This window comes from Pseudomonas sp. F-14 TE3482, from assembly GCF_053629455.1.
Window position 1 is genome coordinate 2,686,205 of sequence record NZ_JBRJII010000001.1, and the last position, 19,104, is coordinate 2,705,308.

General features: G+C 60.4%; 14 protein-coding genes. 3 read left to right on the plus strand and 11 right to left on the minus strand.

All coding sequences use genetic code 11. The features are described from left to right. Positions 1-168: 168 nt before the first annotated feature. From gcvP to arcD (AB7M26_RS12140), 8 genes are all read right to left on the minus strand, one after another. Positions 169-3,036: an aminomethyl-transferring glycine dehydrogenase gene (gcvP, locus tag AB7M26_RS12105; RefSeq protein ID WP_123495488.1), complete on the minus strand. Its 2,868-nt coding sequence runs from the start codon at positions 3,034-3,036 to the stop codon at positions 169-171. An 11-nt stretch (positions 3,037-3,047) separates the two neighbouring features. Further along, positions 3,048-3,422, minus strand: a complete 375-nt coding sequence (gcvH, locus tag AB7M26_RS12110; RefSeq protein ID WP_123495486.1) for a glycine cleavage system protein GcvH — start codon at positions 3,420-3,422, stop codon at positions 3,048-3,050. Between the two features lie 455 nt (positions 3,423-3,877). Continuing rightward, positions 3,878-5,386, minus strand: a complete 1,509-nt coding sequence (locus tag AB7M26_RS12115) for a sigma-54-dependent transcriptional regulator (RefSeq protein ID WP_123495484.1) — start codon at positions 5,384-5,386, stop codon at positions 3,878-3,880. Positions 5,387-5,532: 146 nt separating this feature from the next. Then, positions 5,533-5,895: a DUF5064 family protein gene (locus tag AB7M26_RS12120; RefSeq protein ID WP_123495482.1), complete on the minus strand. Its 363-nt coding sequence runs from the start codon at positions 5,893-5,895 to the stop codon at positions 5,533-5,535. Between the two features lie 12 nt (positions 5,896-5,907). Continuing rightward, on the minus strand, positions 5,908-6,837 hold the full coding sequence (gene arcC / locus AB7M26_RS12125) for a carbamate kinase (RefSeq protein WP_123495479.1): 930 nt from the start codon (positions 6,835-6,837) through the stop codon (positions 5,908-5,910). A 182-nt stretch (positions 6,838-7,019) separates the two neighbouring features. Next, positions 7,020-8,030, minus strand: a complete 1,011-nt coding sequence (locus tag AB7M26_RS12130; RefSeq protein ID WP_123495477.1) for an ornithine carbamoyltransferase — start codon at positions 8,028-8,030, stop codon at positions 7,020-7,022. A gap of 69 nt (positions 8,031-8,099) precedes the next feature. After that, entirely contained in the window at positions 8,100-9,356 is a 1,257-nt protein-coding gene (gene arcA / locus AB7M26_RS12135) for an arginine deiminase (RefSeq protein WP_123495475.1), read from the minus strand. A 35-nt stretch (positions 9,357-9,391) separates the two neighbouring features. Further along, a complete protein-coding gene (gene arcD, locus AB7M26_RS12140; RefSeq protein ID WP_123495473.1) occupies positions 9,392-10,819 on the minus strand; it encodes an arginine-ornithine antiporter in 1,428 nt (475 codons plus the stop codon). A 443-nt stretch (positions 10,820-11,262) separates the two neighbouring features. Between arcD (AB7M26_RS12140) and arcD (AB7M26_RS12145) the strand changes: the two genes are divergently transcribed. Next, positions 11,263-12,690 carry an arginine-ornithine antiporter gene (gene arcD / locus AB7M26_RS12145; RefSeq protein WP_123495471.1) on the plus strand — a complete coding sequence of 476 codons (1,428 nt, stop codon included), beginning with the start codon at positions 11,263-11,265 and terminating at the stop codon, positions 12,688-12,690. 190 nt (positions 12,691-12,880) lie between these two features. On the opposite strand, the gene AB7M26_RS12150 is transcribed toward arcD (AB7M26_RS12145), so the two are convergent. The 3 genes from AB7M26_RS12150 to gap form a co-directional block, all read right to left on the minus strand. Further along, a complete protein-coding gene (locus AB7M26_RS12150; protein ID WP_429384449.1) occupies positions 12,881-14,209 on the minus strand; it encodes a CoA transferase in 1,329 nt (442 codons plus the stop codon). Positions 14,210-14,427: 218 nt separating this feature from the next. Further along, positions 14,428-14,892 carry a methylglyoxal synthase gene (locus tag AB7M26_RS12155; RefSeq protein ID WP_123495468.1) on the minus strand — a complete coding sequence of 155 codons (465 nt, stop codon included), beginning with the start codon at positions 14,890-14,892 and terminating at the stop codon, positions 14,428-14,430. A gap of 181 nt (positions 14,893-15,073) precedes the next feature. Further along, positions 15,074-16,075 carry a type I glyceraldehyde-3-phosphate dehydrogenase gene (gene gap, locus AB7M26_RS12160; RefSeq protein ID WP_048395661.1) on the minus strand — a complete coding sequence of 334 codons (1,002 nt, stop codon included), beginning with the start codon at positions 16,073-16,075 and terminating at the stop codon, positions 15,074-15,076. 219 nt (positions 16,076-16,294) lie between these two features. On the opposite strand from gap, the gene edd reads away from it, so the two are divergent. Further along, positions 16,295-18,121, plus strand: a complete 1,827-nt coding sequence (edd, locus tag AB7M26_RS12165) for a phosphogluconate dehydratase (protein WP_429384453.1) — start codon at positions 16,295-16,297, stop codon at positions 18,119-18,121. Further along, positions 18,118-19,068 carry a glucokinase gene (locus AB7M26_RS12170; protein WP_123495466.1) on the plus strand — a complete coding sequence of 317 codons (951 nt, stop codon included), beginning with the start codon at positions 18,118-18,120 and terminating at the stop codon, positions 19,066-19,068. The genes edd and AB7M26_RS12170 overlap by 4 nt, the downstream gene beginning before the upstream one ends. Positions 19,069-19,104 lie beyond the last annotated feature (36 nt).

A 19,104-nucleotide genomic window follows, 5' to 3' on the forward strand; every position in this document is an offset into this window, starting at 1 on the left:
TAAAATCTTTTGGCTGGATTCGGTCCTGTGGGAGCTGGCTTGCCTGCGATAGCGGTGTGTCAGGCAAGCGGGATGCTGACTGATCCACCGCTATCGCAGGCAAGCCAGCTCCCACAGGGTTTTGTGGTTCTTGAATGTGGGGGCGAGTAGACCCGCCCCCTTATCCGTTTAAGCGTAGCTTTCGATCGACGGGCAGGCGCAGACCAGGTTGCGATCGCCGAAGACGTTGTCGACGCGACCGACCGGTGGCCAGTACTTGCCTTCGATCAGCGACGCTACCGGGTACACCGCTTGCTCGCGGCTGTACGGGTGAGTCCACTCACCGACGATTTCCGCGGCGGTGTGTGGCGCGTTTTTCAGCGGGTTGTCGTCCTTGTCCAGCGTGCCGTTTTCCACCGCGCGGATTTCTTCGCGGATGCGGATCATTGCGTCGCAGAAGCGGTCCAGTTCTTCCTTGGATTCGCTTTCGGTCGGTTCGATCATCAACGTGCCGGCCACCGGGAACGACATGGTCGGGGCGTGGAAGCCGAAGTCGATCAGGCGCTTGGCGACGTCATCGACGCTAATGCCGCTGCTGTCTTTCAACGGACGCAGGTCGAGGATGCATTCGTGCGCCACCAACCCGTTGCTGCCGGTGTACAGCACTGGGTAGTGCTCTTCGAGGCGACGGGAAATGTAGTTGGCGTTCAGGATCGCCAGTTGCGAAGCACGCTTGAGACCCGCGCCACCCATCATTCGAATGTACATCCAGGTGATCGGCAGAATGCTCGCGCTGCCGAACGGTGCCGCGCAGACCGCGCCTTCCTTGCGTTCCATCTGGGCGTGGCCCGGCAGGAACGGTGTCAGGTGCGACTTGACGCCAATCGGGCCGACGCCCGGGCCGCCACCACCGTGTGGGATGCAGAAGGTTTTGTGCAGGTTCAGGTGGGATACGTCGCCGCCGAACTTGCCCGGTGCGCAGAGGCCGACCATGGCATTCATGTTGGCGCCGTCGATGTACACCTGGCCGCCGTTGTCGTGAATGATGCCGCAGATTTCGCGGATGCCTTCTTCGAACACGCCATGGGTGGACGGGTAGGTGATCATCAGCGCAGCGAGGTGTTCGCGGTGCTCGATGGCCTTGGCGCGCAGGTCTTCGATGTCGACGTTGCCGCGGGCATCGCACGCGGTCACGACCACACGCATGCCAGCCATGTTGGCGGTGGCCGGGTTGGTCCCGTGGGCGGACGACGGGATCAGGCAGATGTCGCGACGGTCTTCGCCACGGCTCTGGTGGTAGGCGCGGATCGCCAGCAGGCCAGCGTATTCACCTTGGGAGCCGGCGTTCGGTTGCAGGGAGATCGAGTCGTAACCGGTGGCGGCGCAGAGCATCGCTTCCAGTTCATCGGTCAACTGCTGGTAGCCGGCGCTTTGCTCGGCCGGGGCGAACGGGTGCAGGGCACCGAATTCAGCCCAGGTCACCGGGATCATTTCGCTGGCGGCGTTGAGTTTCATGGTGCAGGAACCCAGCGGAATCATGGTGCGATCCAGGGCCAGGTCCTTGTCGGCGAGCTTGCGCAGGTAGCGCATCAGCTCGGTTTCCGAGTGATAACGGTTGAACACCGGGTGGCTGAGGATCGGCGATTGGCGAACGAGCGCGGCCGGGAGAGTGCTTTCGACCGAGGTGGCGAGGGTGGCGAAATCTGGCAGCGCCTTGCCTTCAGATAGCACGCTCCACAGGGTTTCAACGTCAGCTTGCGACGTGGTTTCGTCCAGCGACAGGCCCAGACGTTCAGCATCGACGACGCGCAGGTTGATCTGCTGAGCACGCGCCTGGTCGTGCAGCTTGGCGGTGTTAACGCCGGTTTTAATTGTCAGCGTATCGAAGAAGTTGGCTTGCTCGACGCTCAGACCCAATGCGCTCAAGCCTTTGGCGAGGATCGCGGTCAGGTGATGAATGCGCTGGGCGATCTGCGTCAGGCCTTTCGGGCCGTGGTACACGGCGTACATGCTGGCGATGTTGGCCAGCAAAACCTGCGCGGTGCAGATGTTCGACGTGGCCTTCTCGCGACGGATATGTTGCTCGCGGGTCTGCATGGCCAGGCGCAGGGCCGGCTTGCCGAAACGGTCCACGGAAACGCCGACCAGACGGCCTGGCATGTCGCGCTTGAACGCATCGCGGGTGGAGAAGTAGGCCGCGTGCGGACCACCGAAACCCAGCGGCACGCCGAAGCGTTGCGCGCTGCCGATGGCCACGTCGGCGCCGAATTCGCCTGGCGGAGTCAGCACGGTCAGGGCCAGCAGGTCAGCCGCGACGGCGACCAGCGCATTAGCCGCGTGGAAGCGCTCGGTCAGTTCGCGGTAGTCGAACACATCACCGTTGCTGGCCGGGTATTGCAGCAGGGCACCGAAGAATGGCGTCACGTCAGTCAGTTCGCGCTCGTCGCCGACTACCACGTCGATACCCAGCGGCTCGGCGCGGGTGCGCAGCACGTCGAGGGTTTGCGGGTGGCAATGAACCGAGGCGAAGAACGCGTGGCTGCCTTTGTTCTTGCTCAGGCGTTTGCAGAAGGTCATCGCTTCGGCAGCGGCGGTGGCTTCGTCCAGCAGCGAGGCGTTGGCGATCGGCAGACCGGTGAGGTCGCTGATCAGGGTCTGGAAGTTCAGCAGCGCTTCGAGACGACCCTGGGAAATTTCTGGTTGATACGGGGTGTAGGCGGTGTACCAGGCCGGGTTTTCCAGCAGGTTGCGCAAGATCGGCGACGGCGTGTGAGTGCCGTAGTAGCCCTGGCCGATGTAGGTCTTGAACAGCTGGTTTTTGCCGGCGATGGATTTGATCAGCGCCAGGGCATCCGCTTCACTCAGGCCGTCTTCCAGGCCGAGGACGCTGGTGCCTTTGATGCTCTCGGGAATGACGCTGGCGCTCAGGGCTTTCAGGGAGTCGAAACCGAGGCTGTTGAGCATGGCTTGCTCATCACCGGCACGCGGGCCGATGTGGCGGGCGATGAATTCGTTGGCGGTGCTGACATTTACAGAAACAGGAAGTACTTGAGTCATGTCGGCGCTCCTCAGGCTTGGGCGATCAGACGGTCGTAAGCGTCTTGATCCAGCAGTTGGCCGACAGCCGAGGCGTCGGTTGGCTTGAAGCGGAAGAACCAGCCTTCGCCCAGCGGATCTTCGTTGACCAGTTCAGGGCTGCTGTCCAGCGCCGGGTTAACTTCCAGCACTTCACCGTCGAGTGGCATATACACACCGCTGGCGGCTTTTACCGATTCCACGGTGGCGGCTTCAGCGCCTTTGTCGTAGGACTGCAGCTCAGGCAGTTGTACGAAAACCACGTCGCCCAGGGCGTTCTGCGCGAAAGCGGTGATGCCGACTGTGACGGTGCCGTCAGCTTCGGTGCGCAGCCATTCGTGATCTTCAGTAAAACGCAACTCGCTCATGGAAACTCCTAAGGGGGCCAGACTCGTCTGGTGGACGCGATTGAATGCTCGGCAATGCCGTACTTTATGGATGGTTACTAAGCAAAAACGCGGCCAATGTTTTTTTATTGTTAAAAATCAATAAGTTATATGTTTTTTCGAAGCGCGGCGATTTGCGGGCTGTAGCGAAATCGCTACAGCGCAAGGCGGAGAAAAAAGTTTAAGAGGATCAAAGCCTTGCACAGCGGTGATTGAGAAGGTGTGTATCGATATCATTCCACTGTAGCGCTTTCAGTACAGATGGAGGTCGTTTTTGAAGACGATTTTGAAAAGCAGCGCAGAACCTGTGGGAGCGGGCTTGCCCGCGATAGGGCCATTACATTCAACCTCTATGTCGAATGTTAGATAGCCATCGCGGGCAAGCCCGCTCTCACAGGTTTTTGTGGTGTTGAGGGGATTGTGTTCAGCCACAAGCCTTACGGTTTGTTAGGTATGCCGTACTTACGCAACCGATGGGCAATCGCGGTGTGGGAGGTTTGCAGGCGGCTGGCCAGTTGGCGGGTCGAGGGGTAGCTGACGTAGAGCTTTTCCAGCAGGGTTTTCTCGAACTCTTCCATGGCCTGTTCGAGGCTGTCGACCTCGCTGTCGCTCTGGCGCGCCACGGAGGTGCCAGCGATGTCGAGGTCGCCGATGTCCACCAGGCTGCTTTCGCAAATCGCCGCGGCGCGGAAGATTACGTTCTGCAATTGCCGCACGTTCCCCGGCCAGCGATTGTCTAGCAGCGCCGGATAAGTGCCCGGCGCCAGGCGACAGACCGGGCGCTGGATCTGCGCGCAGGCCTGCTGCATGAAGTAGCGCGCCAGCAGCAGAATGTCCTGGCCCCGTTCGCGCAACGGCGGGACTTCGACATTCAGCACGTTGAGGCGATAAAACAGGTCTTCGCGGAAGGTACCTTCACTGACCATTTTTTCCAGATCGCGGTGAGTCGCGCTGAGGATCCGCACATTGACCTTCACTTCGCGATCGCCACCAACCCGTCGGAAGCTGCCGTCGTTGAGAAAGCGCAGCAGTTTCGCCTGCAAATACGGCGACATTTCACCGATCTCGTCGAGAAATACCGTGCCCTGGTTGGCCAGTTCCATCAGCCCCGGTTTGCCGCCCCGTTGCGCGCCGGTGAAGGCACCGGGGGCATAGCCGAACAGCTCGCTTTCGGCGAGGTTTTCTGGCAATGCCGCGCAGTTCAAGGCCAGGAACGGCGAACCGTGGCGGGCGCTGATGGCGTGGCAGGCGCGGGCCACCAGTTCTTTACCGGTGCCGGTCTCGCCCTGGATCAGCAACGGTGCATCGAGGGCCGCAACCCGTTGGGCGCGAGCCTTGAGCGTACGGATCGCCGGGGATTCACCAAGCAGGGCATCGAAGCCTTCGGCGTGATCGTGGTGCAGCGCCGAGAGGCGTTCGCCGATGCGGTTCGGTTGGTACAGGGTCAGCAGCGCGCCGGCGTCGGTGATCGGCGTGGCGTCCAGCAGCAGGGTCTGACCGTTGACGGTGATCTCCCGCAGCGGCAGGCGGAAGCCGTTTTCCAGCAATGTGTCGAGCAGCGCCGGGTCGGCAAACAGCTCGCTGATGCTTTCACCCGCCGGTTCGCGGCCGTACAGGGCGATCAGCGCCGGGTTGGCCAGCAGCACCTTGCCAGCGCTGTCCAGAGCCAACACCGGGTCGGTCATGGCCGCGAGCAACGCATCGAGCTGCAAGTGACGGCGCTGGCCGGGAAGAATGTCGACCACCGTCACCGCTTGCACGCCACGCACGCTGAACAGCGCATCGCGCAGTTCTTCGAGCACAGCCGGGCTCAAGGTCGGGGCGTCGATGTAAACATTGGGCGGGACCATTTCCACCGCATCCAGATTGAGATTGCGCCCACCGAGCAGGGCCAGGACTTCCTGGGTGATGCCGACGCGGTCGATGAAACTGACGTGGATACGCATGGGGCGGTTGGGTTCTGGAGTGCGAAGGGTGGCAAGTATGCCTTGGGGCGGGCCAATGGTGAAATCCTGCGCAGGACTTCAGGGCAACGATGATCCCCTGTGGGAGCGGGCAAGCCCGCTCCCACAGGTACAGCGTTCATCCAGGGTTATTCGAAGTTCTCGAGGTTTACCGGGTCGCCGGATTTCATATCCAACTGCTTCCGGATGTCTTCAAACATTAAATCGTAATGCTTGTGAACCGAGCCGATCTGGCTGTGTGTCTTCGGGATTCCGTACTTCTCGGCGATTTTCGTCACGTTGTTGGCGAAGTTGTAAGCCTCCTCCTTGGGCAGAAAGAAGGTCTCCGTCATGTCTTTTCCCTGCATGCTGCCGTGCATGGTGAACAGAATCCCTTTGCCTTTCTTGGGATCCTGCGAGACTTCATAGTCGAGGTGCACGTTGTAGTTGACATCATCCGGGGTCAGCGCGTGGCGCTCGATGTGCAGATGACCGGGCTCAAACGTTGCCATTGACGTCTCTCCTTACAAGTAAGTTATGCCAGGTGTCGCCGTGCTGATACGCGTGCCGGCCTTGCCCTGGACGATCGCTTCGATGTCCGAGAGTGAACCGATCACCGCGGTTTTTCCAGTATGGCGGGCGAACTCGCAGGCCGCCTGGACCTTCGGTCCCATGGAGCCGGCGGCGAAGCCGAGTTTTTCCATCTCATCGGGGTGGGCCTGGGCGATGGCTTTCTGGGTCGGTTTGCCGAAGTCGATGAACGCCGCATTGACGTCGGTGGCGATCACCAACAGATCGCTTTCAAGCTGTTCGGCCAGCAGCGCCGAGCACAGGTCCTTGTCGATCACCGCCTCCACGCCCTGCAGTTTGCCGTTGGCGCCGTACATCGTCGGGATGCCACCACCGCCCGCGCAGATCACGATGCTGCCTTTTTCCAGCAGCCACTTGATCGGACGGATTTCGAAGATGTGTTTCGGTTTCGGGCTGGCCACCACGCGGCGGAATTTGTCGCCGTCCGGCGCAATCGCCCAGCCTTTCTCGGCGGCGAGTTTTTCCGCTTCGGCCTTGGTATAGACCGGGCCGATGGGTTTGCTCGGGTGCTGGAACGCTGGATCGTTGGGGTCGACTTCGACCTGGGTCAGCAGGGTGGCGAACGGGACTTCGAAGTCCAGCAGGTTGCCCAGTTCCTGTTCGATGATGTAGCCGATCATGCCTTCGGTTTCGGCACCCAGCACGTCCAGCGGGTAAGCGGACACCTGGGTGTAGGCCGCCGCTTGCAGCGACAGCAGGCCGACCTGCGGACCATTGCCGTGGGCGATCACCAGTTGGTTACCGGGATGGACCTTGGCGATCTGTTCGGTGGCGATCCGGATGTTGGTGCGCTGGTTGTCCGCGGTCATGGGTTCACCCCGGCGGAGCAGGGCGTTACCGCCCAGAGCAACGACGATACGCATAATTCAGTCCTTTTAAACAGAGGTTGCGGGCGATTCGGCCCCGGTTGGAACTCGGTCAATGTGGGAGCTGGCTTGCCTGCGATGGCATCACCTCGGTGTATCTGACAGACCGAGGCGATGCCATCGCAGGCAAGCCAGCTCCCACAGGGGCTTTGTTCCTGCAGGAGGAACCGGATCGGTCCTTAGATATCCGCCAGCGCCGACACCAGAATCGCCTTGATGGTGTGCATGCGGTTTTCCGCTTGCTCGAAGGCGATGTTGGCCGGCGACTCGAAGACGTCTTCCGTCACTTCGACGCCGTTGGCCAGGTGCGGATAGCGCGCGGCGATGTCTTTGCCGACCTTGGTTTCGCTGTTGTGGAACGCCGGCAGGCAGTGCATGAATTTCACGCGCGGGTTGCCCGAGGCCTTCATCATCTCGGCGTTGACCTGGTAGGGCAGCAGTTGCTCGATGCGCTCGTCCCACGCCTCCACCGGCTCGCCCATCGACACCCAGATGTCGGTGTGGATGAAGTCCACGCCCTTGACCGCTTCCTTCGGGTCTTCGGTGATGGTGATGCGCGCGCCGCTTTCCTCGGCGAAGGCTTTGCACTGATCGATGAAGTCCTGATGTGGCCACAGCGCTTTCGGCGCGGCGATGCGCACGTCCATGCCGAGTTTGGCGCCGATCATCAACAGCGAATTGCCCATGTTGTAGCGGGCATCGCCGAGGTAGGCGTAGCTGATGTCGTGCAGCGGCTTGTCGCTGTGTTCACGCATGGTCAGGGTGTCGGCGATCATTTGCGTCGGGTGGAATTCAGCGGTCAAACCGTTGAACACCGGCACGCCGGCGAACTTCGCCAGTTCTTCGACAATTTCCTGTTCGAAGCCACGGTACTCGATGGCGTCGAACATCCGCCCCAGCACGCGGGCGGTGTCTTTCATGCTTTCCTTGTGGCCGATCTGCGACGACACTGGGTCGATGTAGGTGACGTGGGCGCCCTGGTCATGGGCCGCGACTTCGAAGGCGCAGCGGGTGCGGGTCGAGGTTTTTTCGAAGATCAGCGCGATGTTTTTGCCTTGCAGGTGCGGACGCTCGGTGCCGGTGTACTTGGCGCGTTTGAGGTCACGGGACAGGTCCAGCAGGTAATTGAGCTCGCGAGTGGTGTGGTGCATCAAACTCAGCAGGCTGCGGTTACGCATGTTGAAAGCCATGATTGGATCTCCTTGGGTATCGGTTATCCCCCGGGCCGCGCTGGATAAGCGGCGGCCAGGGTTTGAGAGTTAATAGTCGATAGGGTCACGGATGATCGGGCAGGTCATGCAGTGGCCGCCGCCACGCCCGCGACCGAGTTCACCGGCGCTGATGGTGATGACCTCCACACCGGCCTTGCGCAGCAGGGTGTTGGTGTAGGTGTTGCGGTCGTAACCGATCACCACCCCGGGTTCCACGGCCACCACGTTGTTGCCGTCGTCCCATTGCTCGCGTTCGGCGGCGAAGGCGTTGCCGCCGGTTTCCACCACGCGCAGCGCTTTGAGGTTGAGGGCCTTGGCCACGGTGTCGAGGAAGCTGGTTTCTTCGCGGCGAACGTCGACGCCGCCCGGTTTGCTTTCGTCAGGGCGCACACTGAAGGCGACGATCTGGCTCACCACTTCCGGGAAAATGGTCACAAGGTCGCGGTCGCAGAAGCTGAACACGGTGTCCAGGTGCATCGCGGCGCGGGACTTTGGCAGGCCGGCGACGATCACCCGCTCAACGGCTTTGTTCTTGAACAGATTGACCGCCAATTGGCCGATGGCCTGGCGGGATGAACGCTCGCCCATGCCGATCAGCACCACGCCGTTGCCGATCGGCATCACGTCGCCGCCCTCAAGGGTGGCGCTGCCATGGTCCTGATCCGGGTCGCCGTACCAGATCTGGAAGTCGGCGTTGGTGAACTGCGGATGGAATTTGTAGATGGCGGTGGTCAGCAGGGTTTCCTGACGGCGCGCCGGCCAGTACATCGGGTTGAGCGTCACGCCGCCGTAGATCCAGCAGGTGGTGTCACGGGTGAACTGGGTGTTGGGCAGCGGCGGCAGAATGAAGCTGGAGTGACCGAGAAATTCGCGGAACATCTGGATGGTCTTGCCACCAAAGCTGTCCGGCAGGTCATCGGCCGAGACACCGCCAATCAGAAACTCGGCGATCTTGCGCGGCTCCAGGCTACGCAGCCAGGATGCGGTTTCATTGACCAGACCCAAGCCCACCGAATTGGCGGTGATCTTGCGCTCCAGGATCCAGTCCAGCGCTTCAGGAATCGCAACGATGTCGGTCAACAGGTTGTGCATTTCCAGCACATCGACGTTGCGCTCGCGCATTTTGGTGACGAAGTCGAAATGGTCACGCTTGGCTTGAGCCACCCACAGCACATCGTCGAAAAGCAGTTCATCGCAGTTGTTCGGGGTCAGCCGCTGGTGGGCCAGGCCGGGGGAGCAAACCATGACTTTACGCAGTTTGCCGGCTTCGGAATGGACGCCGTACTTAACTTTTTCGGTGGTCATTACAGTGATCCTCCAGATGACAAATGGGTCAGGTGTTACAGGGTCAGGAAGCCGTCATACAGCCCGTAAGCCGCCACCAGGGCGCCCACGACGACCGCTGCGAAAATCAGCTTCTCGACGTTGGTGAAAACCGGTTTGTTGACTTCAAGCTTGGCCTTGGCGAACAGGATCGCGCCGGGCGCATAGAGCAGGGCGGAGAGCAGCAGGTATTTGACGCCGCCGGCATAGATCAGCCAGACCGCGTAGGTCAACGCGATGGCGCCGATGAACAGGTCTTTCCTGCGCTCGGCCGCAGCGTTTTCATAACTCTCGCCGCGCACCGCCAACAGCAGCGCGTACGCCGCCGACCACAGGTATGGCACCAGAATCATCGACGTGGCGAGGTAGATCAGCGACAGGTAAGTGCTGGCCGAGAACAGCGTGATGATCAGGAACAGCTGGACCATGGCGTTGGTCAGCCACAACGCATTGACCGGCACATGGTTGGCGTTTTCGCGGCGCAAAAAGGCCGGCATGGTGTGGTCCTTGGCGGCGGCGAACATGATCTCCGCACACAGCAACACCCACGACAGCAGCGCACCGAGCAACGAGATAATCAGGCCGACGCTGATCAGCACCGCCCCCCAATGACCGACCACGTGTTCCAGCACCGCGGCCATGGACGGGTTCTGCAGTTTGGCCAATTCCGGTTGGGTCATGATCCCGAGCGACAGCACGTTCACCAGCACCAGGAACAGCAGCACGGTGATGAAACCGATGACGGTGGCTTTACCCACGTCGCTGCGTTTTTCCGCACGGGCCGAGAAGATGCTCGCGCCTTCGATGCCGATGAACACCCAGACGGTGACCAGCATCATCTTGCGCACCTGGTTCATCACACTGCCCAGGTCAGGGTTTTTCAGGCCCCAGATGTCGGCGGTGAAGATGTCCAGTTTGAACGCGAACACGGCGATCAGCACGAACAGCAGCAACGGTACGACCTTGGCGACGGTGGTCACCAGGTTGATGAACGCCGCTTCCTTGATGCCCCGCAGCACGAGGAAATGTACGCCCCAGAGCAACACAGACGCGCCGATCACGGCAGCAACCGTGTTGCCTTCGCCGAAGATCGGAAAGAAGTAACCGAGGGTGCTGAACAACAGAACGAAGTAACCAACGTTACCCAGCCAGGCACTGATCCAGTAACCCCAGGCGGACGAGAAACCCATGTAGTCGCCGAAACCGGCCTTGGCGTAGGCGTAAACACCGCCGTCCAGATCTGGCTTGCGATTGGCCAGGGTCTGGAACACGAAGGCCAGGGTCAACATGCCGACGGCGGTGATTGCCCAACCGATAAGAACGGCGCCGACGTCGGCACTGGCGGCCATGTTCTGGGGCAGCGAGAAAATCCCGCCACCGATCATCGAGCCGACCACCAGCGCAACCAGAGCGCCAAGTTTCAGTTTTCCGGGGGATTCAGACATGCATGACTCCAGTGCAGGAGAAAGAGAGAAAACAGATTAATTTCGTTTGCTTTTCAATCATCTGACTTGGATCAATGCATGATCACATTCCGTTGTTAACTAATGACTTATGTCGTTTTTATAGGCGTAAGGTTATTGCCGGAAGAGCTCTTTCCAGAGGCCTCGGCTGACGATTGGAGAAATAAAGCGCATCGATTGAAGTTTAGACGCTAGTTTGTTTTTATGTTTTGGCAAGTGATCAGTTCTGATTTTGGAGTGACATGAATTATTAGAAATACAGACAAAACTGCGATTTCCATTCAGCGCGTTAGCGTGATCAGCTATAAGTAAAAGACAGAGATTGGCGTTAATGGATAAACGTTATTACGCTTTATCTATTTAGTTAAAACCAACAATGTGACGGTCTCGCGGTGATAGTCGCGGCGGGAAATGGAGACGCCCGAATGCCGCAACCGACGCAAAAGCTTCGCCTGAGTGCGCTGATCGCTTTGGTGGTGGGATCGATGATTGGCGGTGGGATTTTTTCCTTACCGCAAAACATGGCAGCGCGTGCCGATGCCGGGGCGATATTGATCGGTTGGGCGATTACTGCTGTGGGCATGCTGACCCTGGCCTTCGTCTTTCAGACCCTGGCCAATCGCAAGCCGGAACTGGACTCCGGGGTGTACGCCTACGCCAAGGCAGGTTTCGGCGATTACATGGGTTTCTCGTCGGCCTGGGGATACTGGATCAGTGCCTGGCTGGGCAACGTCGGTTATTTCGTCTTGCTGTTCAGCACCCTCGGTTATTTCTTTCCGGCCTTTGGCCAGGGCAACACACCCATCGCCATCGGCTGCGCGTCGGTGCTGCTGTGGGCGGTGCATTTTCTGGTGCTGCGCGGAATCAAGGAAGCGGCGTTCATCAATCAACTGACCACCGTGGCCAAGATCGTGCCGCTGATCATGTTCATCGTCATTGCCGCTGTGGCCTTCAAGGCGGACATCTTCACCCGCGACATCTGGGGTCGCAGCAACCCGAATTTCGGCGGCGTGATGGACCAGGTGCGCAACATGATGCTGGTCACCGTGTTCGTTTTCATCGGCATCGAAGGCGCCAGCGTGTATTCGGCGAGGGCGCAGAAACGTTCGGACGTGGGCCGGGCGACGGTCATCGGTTTTATCGGTGTGTTGGCGCTGCTGGTGCTGGTGAACCTGTTGTCGCTCGGCATCATGAGCCAACCGCAATTGGCTACCTTGCAGAACCCGTCGCTGGCGGCGGTGCTGGCACATATCGTCGGCCCTTGGGGCGCGCTGCTGATCAGCATCGGCCTGGCTATTTCACTATTGGGAGCTTTGCTGTCCTGGGCGTTGCTATGCGCCGAAATCCTCTTCGCCACCGCGAAAGACAAGACGATGCCAGCCTTCCTGAAAAAAGAGAACGCCAACCATGTGCCGGTCAACGCACTGTGGCTCACCAACGTGATGATCCAGATTTTTCTGTTGATCACGCTGTTTTCCGCCGGTACTTACACCAGCCTGATCTACCTTGCCTCGTCGATGATTCTGGTGCCGTATCTGTGGTCGGCGGCGTATGCGGTGTTGTTGAGCGGGCGAGGAGAAACCTATGAGCATGCTTCGGCCGAGCGCACGAAAGACTTGCTGATCGGTGGCATTGCCCTGTGTTACGCGGTTTGGTTGTTGTATGCCGGCGGCGTGAAATACCTGCTGCTCTCGGCGTTGTTGTATGCACCGGGGGTGATTTTGTTTGCCCAGGCTAAGCGGGAGCAGGGCAAACCGCTGTTTACGTCGGTGGAGAAGGGGATTTTCAGCTGTGTGGTTGCCGGGGCGGGGTTGGCAGCCTATGGGTTGTACAGCGGGTTACTGTCGTTGTGAGGTTGTTGCTGGCGTATCAACCCGTCGAGAATAGGCGGCGCAGGTGCTTTGTACATCGTTGAGCCGACTGGATTGAGCTGAGCTGAGATGTGTAGTGATTTCCCGGGCCTCTTCGCGGGCAAGCCCGCTCCCACAGTGACCGAGTTTGCTTGGAGGAATGCGATCACATGTGGGAGCGGGCGAACAGTCATCACCACTGCGCGCGATAGGAGCCCAATTCCCCGGCCGGCAGCGCCCATTGCAGCGGCGTCCCGGTGATTTTCAGCGGCACATGAAGCCGATGCGCCGGTCCCCAAGGCGTCTGTTCAACCAACATCCCTTGATCGCTTTGATCCTCCGCCCGCAATGCCTCATCGGTCCCTGCACCCTGTTCAATCAGCAACCTGGCGGTCCGCGCCAACGACAACCTGGCCGACCCGCCACGTCCCAATAACGTGATCGCCGCCGCTGCCATCAAATACCCGGTGGCGTGATCAAGCGCCTGCACCGGCAGCGGCGTCGGCTGGTTCGCTTTCTTCCACTGCATCCCCGCTTCGGCAATCCCGCTGCTCATCTGTACCAAACTGTCGAACCCTCGACGGTTATGCCAGGGGCCGCTCCAACCGTAGGCGTTGAGGCACACATCAATCAGGCCCGGCGCCAGTTTTTGCCGCACGGCGACGCCGTAGCCCAACTTTTCCAGTGCATCGGCGCGGTAGCCGTGGAGCAGGATATCGGCGTCCTTGAGCAGGCTTTCGAACACCGCGCGATCAGTCTTGTCGTGCAGATCCAGGCGCGCACAGCGTTTGCCCAAGGTGACTTCCGGCACCACGCCCGGTTCGTTCCAGGTCGGTGGGTCGATGCGCAAAACATCGGCGCCGAGGCCAGCGAGAAAACGGCTGGCGATGGGGCCGGCCAACACGCGGGTCAAATCCAGCACCTTGATGCCCGCCAGCGGTTGCGCCACCGAACCCCGCCACGGCTTTGCATTTTCGCCGCTGTCGGCGCTGAACTGAATCAACGGCTCGGCATTCACCGCCAAACCTTGGGGATGCGCTTGCCATTGTGCCCAGCTGCGCATTTCGGCCGCGCAACCACCAGCATCGACTACGGCCTGTTCCAGATCGCTTTTGGCCCATTGCGCAACCTTGCTCGCCATCGCGGCGCGGTCGGCACAGGCGCCGAGCACGCTTTCAGCGGCGGCACGGTGATGAGGCGCGTTGGTGTGCAAGCGAACCCAGCCGTCCTTGGCCGCATAGTCACCGGCAACCGGGTCCCATAACGGCGGGACGCTCCAGCCCATGGGGCGGATCGACGTCGCGAACCAGAACGACGCCAGGCGCCGGTCGACTTCAAGAGTAGGCAAACGGCCGGTGTGTTGTTGCAGCCATTCACTGACAGCCTGACCGGCAGCGGCAATGCTCGCGCAGGCAAGGTCGGTGACGGCAAATGCCGAGGGCAGGGCGCCCCTCGAGGCGAACGGGATGGGTGTGTGGGGCAAGCCGAGTGCGGCTTGAATGGACGTGAGTAAATCAGTCATCGAAGGCCCTCCGGAGCGAGAGCCCGAGCATAGTTCAAAATACCGCTCGATTAGATGAAAACGCCGGTTGCCGGCCGAATACCCAACCCTGTGGGAGCTGGCTTGCCTGCGATGGCGGTGTATCAGCCAACAGAGATTCGGCTGACACACCGCCATCGCAGGCAAGCCAGCTCCCACAAGGATTTGTGATTGTTGCTACGCCCGGTACTGGTCACGCTTCATCCACGACCCAGCAAATAGGTCGCGTAGTCCGGAATGCGGTGTTCGTGAGCCTGATCCATCAACGGGCTGCTGAGCAGGTAATCGGCACTGCACTCGTTGCAGGCCACCGGGATGTTCCACACCGCCGCGACCCGCAGCAGGGCCTTGATGTCCGGGTCGTGGGGTTGCGGTTCGAACGGGTCCCAGAAGAACACCAGCATATCGACCCGCTGCTCGGCGATTCGCGCGCCCAGTTGCTGATCGCCGCCCAGCGGACCGCTGATCATGCTTTCCACCGGCAGGTCGAGGCGTTGTTGCAACAACAACCCCGTCGTGCCGGTGGCGACCAGTTCATGTTGCGCGAGTTTGTTTTTTTGCCGCTCAGCCCAGTCGAGCAAAAATACCTTGCAGTGGTCGTGGGCAACCAGGGCAATACGCTTGCGCGCTGCCAGGGTTTTTTGCGTAAAGCTGATACCGATCATCGCTTGCTTCTCCCAGGCGTAATGCGCCTGCGACGACGCATTTTCCGGCGTTTTCACCTACCTGTAGGAGCTGCCGAAGGCTGCGATCTGTTGATCCTGGCGGTTGTGAGGCCGGCAAAAATCAAGATCAAAAGATCGCAGCCTTCCGCAGCTCCTACAGGGGCCATGTCGACACAGCTGTTTATTCTGCGTTGCAGAGCGCCAGGCAGTTATCGAGCATGCGGTTGGAGAAGCCCCATTCGTTGTCGTACCAGGCCAGCACTTTGAGCAGCTTGCCGCTGGACTTGGTGTGGTTGGCGTCGAAGATCGACGACAGCGGGTTGTGGTTGAAGTCGCTGGAAACCAGCGGCAGGGTGTTGTAACCGAGAATCTTCGAGTGCTGGCTGGCGTGTTTGAGCATCGCGTTAACTTCATCGGCCGACGCTTCACGCTTGAGCTGCACGGTCAGGTCCACCAGCGACACGTTGATCACCGGAACACGCACCGCCATGCCGGTCAGTTTGCCCGCCAGTTCTGGCAGCACCAGGCCGACCGCTTCAGCGGCGCCGGTCTTGCTCGGGATCATGTTCTGGGTGGCGGAACGGGCGCGGTACGGGTCGGTGTGGTAGACGTCGGTCAGGTTCTGGTCGTTGGTATAAGCATGGATGGTGGTCATCAGACCGCTTTCGATGCCCAGCTCGCGGTGCAGCACCTGGGCCACCGGGGCCAGGCAGTTGGTGGTGCACGAGGCGTTGGAAATGATCTGGTGAGATTGGCGCAGAATGTCGTGGTTAACCCCATAAACCACGGTGGCATCGGCGCCTTTGGCCGGGGCCGAGATAATCACTTTGCGCGCGCCGGCCGTAATATGCGCGGCGGCTTTGGCGCGGTCGGTGAACAGACCGGTGCATTCGAACACGACGTCGACCTTTTCCGCGGCCCAGGGCAGTTCGGCCGGGTTGCGAATGGCGCTGACCGAAATACGGTCGCCGTTGACGGTCAGGCTTTCCTGATCGTGCTGGACATCGGCATCGAATGTGCCGTGAACGGTGTCGTACTTGAGCAGATGAGCATTCATCGAGCTGTCGCCCAGGTCGTTGATCGCTACGATCTGCAGATCCTGACGATAGCCTTGGGTATACAGTGCGCGCAGGACATTACGGCCGATACGGCCAAAACCATTGATTGCAATTCGAAGAGTCATTTACAGCGCCGCCGTCGTTTTGTTGTTGGAATTACAAGATTATTCGCAAAAAAATAGAAAACAAGCCTTTTTAGTGGCAATATTTTGTTTTATCTACAACGAGTGACCTGAATCAACTGGTCCGAATGATCAAGAAAACCGTCTGTCACCCCGATCACAGCGGTACTTGGTCAGCATAGACAATCAGGTCGCCACATCCGTTAGCCTGGAGTTCTACACATGCATCCCCGCGTCCTTGAGGTCACCGAACGGCTTATCGCCCGCAGCCGCACCACGCGTGAGGCTTACCTTGCATTGATCCGCGGCGCCGCCAGCGACGGCCCGATGCGCGGCAAGCTGCAATGCGCCAACTTCGCCCATGGCGTAGCCGGGTGTGGCAGCGACGACAAGCACAGCCTGCGGATGATGAACTCCGCCAACATCGCCATCGTTTCGTCTTATAACGACATGCTCTCGGCGCACCAGCCGTACGAAGTCTTTCCTGAACAGATCAAAAAAGCCCTGCGCGAAATCGGCTCCGTTGGCCAGTTCGCCGGTGGCACCCCCGCGATGTGCGATGGCGTGACCCAGGGCGAACCGGGCATGGAACTGAGCCTGCCGAGCCGCGAAGTGATTGCGTTGTCCACCGCTGTGGCGCTGTCCCACAACATGTTCGACGGCGCGCTGATGCTCGGCATCTGCGACAAGATCGTACCGGGCCTGATGATGGGCGCGTTGCGGTTCGGTCATCTGCCGACGATTTTCGTGCCGGGCGGGCCGATGGTGTCGGGCATCTCCAACAAGCAGAAAGCCGATGTGCGTCAGCGCTACGCCGAAGGCAAGGCGACGCGCGAAGAGCTGCTGGAATCGGAGATGAAGTCCTATCACAGCCCTGGCACCTGCACCTTCTACGGCACCGCCAACACCAACCAGTTGCTGATGGAAGTCATGGGCCTGCACTTGCCGGGCGCCTCGTTCGTCAACCCGAACACCCCGTTGCGCGATGCCCTGACCCGCGAAGCGGCGCACCAGGTCACCCGCCTGACCAAGCAGAACGGCGACTTCATGCCGATTGGCGAAATCGTCGACGAGCGTTCGCTGGTCAACTCCATCGTGGCTCTGCACGCCACGGGCGGTTCGACCAACCACACCCTGCACATGCCGGCCATCGCCATGGCCGCGGGCATCCAGTTGACCTGGCAGGACATGGCCGACCTCTCCGAGGTGGTGCCGACCCTGAGCCACGTGTACCCGAACGGTAAAGCCGACATCAACCACTTCCAGGCGGCGGGTGGCATGTCGTTCCTGATCCGTGAACTGCTGGAAGCCGGCCTGCTCCACGAAAACGTCAACACCGTGCTCGGTCACGGCCTGAGCCGCTACACCATGGAACCGTTCCTCGAAAACGGCGAGCTGGTCTGGCGCGAAGGCCCGATCGAAAGCCTCGACGAAAACATCCTGCGTCCGGTCGCTCGCGCATTCTCGGCAGAGGGTGGCTTGCGGGTGATGGAAGGCAACCTTGGCCGTGGCGTGATGAAGGTCTCGGCAGTCGCGCTGGAAAACCAGGTCGTCGAAGCGCCAGCCATGGTGTTCCAGGACCAACAGGACCTGGCCGATGCGTTCAAGGCCGGTTTGCTGGAGAAGGATTTTGTCGCGGTGATGCGTTTCCAGGGGCCGCGTTCCAACGGTATGCCGGAACTGCACAAGATGACGCCGTTCCTCGGCGTGTTGCAGGATCGCGGTTTCAAAGTCGCGTTGGTGACTGACGGGCGTATGTCCGGCGCCTCGGGGAAAATCCCGGCGGCGATCCACGTCAGCCCCGAAGCTTATGTGGGCGGCGCTTTGGCGCGAGTGCAAGAGGGCGATATCATCCGCGTCGATGGCGTCAAAGGCACCCTGGAGCTTAAGGTGGACGCCGAAGAGTTCGCAGCGCGCGAACCTGCCAAGGGTCTGTTGGGCAACAACATTGGCAGCGGTCGCGAACTGTTTGGTTTCATGCGCATGGCCTTCAGCTCCGCAGAGCAAGGCGCCAGCGCCTTTACTTCTGCCCTGGAGACGCTTAATTGAAACTGGCTTTGGTCGGTGACATCGGTGGCACCAACGCACGTTTCGCGTTGTGGAAAAACCAGCAGCTGGAATCGGTCCAGGTGCTGGCGACGGCAGACCACGCCAGCCCGGAGGAAGCCATTGCGCTCTACCTGAGCGGGCTCGGCCTGGCGCCGGGTTCGATCGGTTCGGTGTGCCTGTCGGTGGCAGGCCCCGTGAGCGGCGATGAATTCAAATTCACCAACAATCACTGGCGGCTCAGTCGCCAAGGGTTCTGCAAGACCTTGCAGGTGGATCAACTGCTGCTGGTCAACGATTTCTCGGCGATGGCCCTGGGCATGACCCGCTTGCAACCGGGTGAATTTCGGGTGGTCTGCGAAGGCACGCCGGAACCGTTGCGGCCGGCGGTGGTGATCGGCCCGGGCACTGGCCTGGGCGTGGGCACCTTGCTCGATCTGGGCGAGGGCCGTTTTGCCCCGCTGCCGGGGGAGGGCGGTCACGTCGACCTGCCGCTGAGCAGCCCGCGAGAAACCCAACTGTGGCAACAGATCTTCAACGAGATTGGCCATGTCAGTGCTGAAACGGCGTTGAGCGGCAGTGGTTTGCCGCGGGTCTACCGGGCGATCTGCGCAGTGGACGGTCACACGCCTGTGCTCGACACGCCTGAGGCGATCACAAAGGCCGGGCTGGCGGGTGATCCGATCGCCCTGGAAGTGCTCGAGCAGTTCTGCTGCTGGCTCGGTCGCGTGGCTGGCAACAACGTGCTGACCACCGGGGCGCGCGGTGGTGTGTACATCGTCGGCGGGGTGATTCCACGGTTTGCCGATTTCTTCGTCAAAAGCGGTTTCGCCCGGTGTTTTGCCGACAAGGGCTGCATGAGCGATTACTTCAAAGGCATTCCGGTGTGGCTCGTCACTGCGCCGTATTCCGGCCTTGTTGGTGCGGGTGTGGCGCTCGATCAGGCTTGAGACCGCGTCGCCTTCATCGCGGGCAAGCCACGCTCC